The sequence below is a fragment of the Vibrio sp. Vb0937 genome, from assembly GCF_033338855.1.
In genome coordinates this window covers 1-1234 of sequence record NZ_JAWOTK010000275.1, presented here as the reverse complement: position 1 = coordinate 1234, position 1234 = coordinate 1, and the positions used below count along the sequence as shown (strand labels likewise).

General features: G+C 45.5%; 1 protein-coding gene and 1 pseudogene. Both read left to right on the top strand.

Annotated features, from left to right (window positions below; all coding sequences use genetic code 11):
- The first annotated feature begins 2 nt into the window (after positions 1-2).
- Entirely contained in the window at positions 3-839 is an 837-nt protein-coding gene (locus tag R7P67_RS25040) for a homoserine O-acetyltransferase/O-succinyltransferase family protein (protein ID WP_318086348.1), read from the top strand.
- Positions 840-988: 149 nt separating this feature from the next.
- A pseudogene (locus tag R7P67_RS25035) lies at positions 989-1234 on the top strand (type IV pilus biogenesis/stability protein PilW); the annotation flags it as partial.

The window sequence follows — 1234 nt, the reverse complement described above, 5'->3', positions numbered from 1 at the left end:
CTTTGCGAGTACTGATTCTGAATTTGATGCCCAAGAAAATCGAAACAGAAACGCAGTTTCTTCGCCTCCTTTCAAACAGTCCATTGCAAGTAAACGTCGAGCTACTGCGCATCGATAATCGACCAAGCAAAAACACACCAACCGAGCATTTAGATACATTTTACCGTCAGTTTGAGATGGTAAAAGGGAAGAATTTCGACGGTCTTATCATCACTGGTGCGCCACTTGGTCTGGTGCAATTTGAAGATGTGATCTATTGGGATCATTTAAAAACCATCATGGAATGGGCGAAAGACCATGTTACCTCGACGTTGTATGTGTGTTGGGCAGCGCAAGCTGGCTTAAAGTTATTGTATGACTTGCCGAAAAAAACGCGTAAAGAAAAGCTTTCCGGTGTATATCATCACCAAATTCATAATCCATTCCACCCTATTTTGCGTGGGTTTGATGATACGTTTTTAGCGCCCCATTCGCGTTATGCCGATTTTTCGCCACACTTTTTAGAAGAACATACTGACTTAGATATTCTCGCCACATCCGATGTGGCGGGCGTATATCTGGCAACGACCAAAGACAAGCGAAACGTGTTTGTTACCGGCCATCCAGAGTATGACTCGCACACTCTTCACAATGAGTACATTCGGGATTTGGGTGAAGGGATGGAGCCAGCTATTCCGGTCAATTACTACCCGAACAACAACCCAGATAATCCTCCCATTGCGAGTTGGCGAAGCCACGGACACTTGCTGTTCTTGAACTGGCTCAACTACTGCGTATACCAACAAACGCCTTACGATCTGGATCACTTCAGCGAAGATGCTTTCACTAAAGACGATTAAATCAACGAATTAAGTTTGTGAACCGAGCCGCCATCTGGCGGCTTTTTCATATCAGTTTGCAAACCTGATCGCATAGTGCTTTTTCCTCAATGGGCTTTTGCTACGTAATTCATATCATGCTGTCAGATTCAGGGATGTGGGGAAGAAGAATGAAAACCGTAACGCTCAGTGCACTAATGTTGATGACGCAGTTTGCACTTGTAGGCTGTGTTACCGTAAAAGAAAACGGCGCTCCTATCGTGAAGGCCGATCCTGTTGCTATGGCAGAATCTCGCATCGCTCTTGGGCTTGGTTATCTCGAAGGTGGCAATATGATCCGAGCGCACGACAATTTGCAACAAGCATTGAGCCACGCCCCACAATACTATCGCGCACAGCTTTCTATGGCACACTAC